At 74.5% G+C, this 1,797-nt stretch carries 2 protein-coding genes; both read left to right on the plus strand.

Annotated features, from left to right (window positions below):
• Positions 1-539 (plus strand): NlpC/P60 family protein (locus tag ACYVOF_RS19370; protein ID WP_460869444.1); only part of this gene is annotated, 539 nt, incomplete at its 5' end.
• A gap of 61 nt (positions 540-600) precedes the next feature.
• Positions 601-1,797 (plus strand): AAA family ATPase (locus ACYVOF_RS19375; protein WP_460869446.1); only part of this gene is annotated, 1,197 nt, incomplete at its 3' end.

The following is a 1,797-nucleotide window of genomic DNA, read 5'->3' on the forward strand; positions in this document are numbered from 1 at the left end:
CCGCCGTGCTCGCCGTCTCCGCCGCGGTCGTCGACACCGGTGACGGGTCGGACGACAGCTCCGTGGCCGCGCCCCCGCCGGCCCCCGCCGCCGCGGCCAGCGCGGCGGGCGGCACCCGCGACGAGAAGGTCCAGGCCGTCATCGACCGCGGCATGACCCAGCTCGGCGTCCGCTACTCCTGGGGCGGGGGCAACGCGAACGGGCCCACGGTGGGGGTCCGCGACGGTGGCGTGGCCGACAGCTACGGCGACTACCGGTCGGTCGGCTTCGACTGCTCGGGGCTCATGGTCTACGCCTTCGCCGCGGTGGGGATCAACCTGCCCAAGTACTCCGGCTACCAGTACACCGCGGGCCCGCACGTCCCGTCGTCGCAGAAGCAGGCCGGCGACATGCTGTTCTGGGGTGACGGCGGCTCCCAGCACGTCGCGCTCTACCTGGGCGACGGCCAGATGCTGGAGGCCCCGCAGTCCGGCAGCGCGGTGCGGGTGTCCCCGGTGCGCTCGGGCTACCTCTCCTACGTCACCCGCATGATCTCCTGACCGTCCCGGCCGACCCCGCTCACAGCACCCTCACCGGGTGGCGGGCAGGCTGGGCGCCGACGTGGCGCGCCGGGAGCCGGCCGCCGAGACGGGAGGACACCGGGTGACCGCAGGGCTGCAGGGGCCGATCGGGCCGGGCACGGGCGCTGGGGGCCCGGTGGGCGGTGCTCCCGGCCCGGCCGACCAGCGCGCCGCGCAGCAGCGCGACGCCCAGCTGCTCGAGCGCACCGTCTACGAGGTCAAGCGGGTCATCGTCGGCCAGGACCGGCTGGTCGAGCGGATCCTGGTCGGGCTGCTCGCCCGGGGCCACATCCTGCTCGAGGGCGTGCCCGGCGTGGCCAAGACGCTCGCGGTGGAGACGTTCGCCCGCGTCGTCGGCGGCACCTTCAACCGGGTGCAGTTCACCCCCGACCTGGTGCCCGCGGACCTGCTCGGCACGCGCATCTACCGGCAGGGCCGCGAGGAGTTCGAGACCGAGCTGGGCCCGGTGGTGGCGAACTTCCTGCTCGCCGACGAGATCAACCGGGCGCCCGCCAAGGTGCAGTCCGCCCTGCTCGAGGTCATGGCCGAGCGCCACGTCTCCATCGGTGGCACCACCTACCCGATGCCGGACCCGTTCCTGGTGCTGGCCACCCAGAACCCCATCGAGAACGAGGGCGTCTACCCGCTGCCGGAGGCCCAGCGCGACCGGTTCCTGTTCAAGATCGAGGTGGAGTACCCCTCGGTCGAGGAGGAGCGGGAGATCGTCTACCGCATGGGCGTGCGGCCGCCGCAGCCCCACCAGGTGCTCTCCGCCGCGGAGCTGGTGCGGCTGCAGGACGTGGCCTCCGACGTGTTCGTCCACCACGCCCTGGTCGACTACGTGGTGCGGGTGGTGACCGCGACGCGCCACCCCGAGGAGCTGGGGATGACCGACGTGGCGGGCTGGATCGCCTACGGCGCCTCGCCGCGCGCCACCCTGGGTGCGATCGCCGCGTCCCGCGCGCTGGCGCTGGTGCGGGGCCGGGACTACGTGCTGCCGCAGGACGTCGTCGACGTGCTCGCCGACGTGCTGCGCCACCGCCTCGTGCTCTCCTACGACGCCCTGGCCGACGAGGTCTTCGTCGACCACGTCATCTCCCGCGCCCTGCAGACCGTGGGCCTGCCGCAGGTCAGCGCCCGCAGCGGGCCGTCCGCCGGGCCCTCGCCCGCCCCGCCCGGCCCGCCGGCCGCACCGAGGCGACGACCAGCACGGGCACGCTCACCACCTGGTGGACCG

The organism is Rhodococcus aerolatus (genome assembly GCF_054783215.1).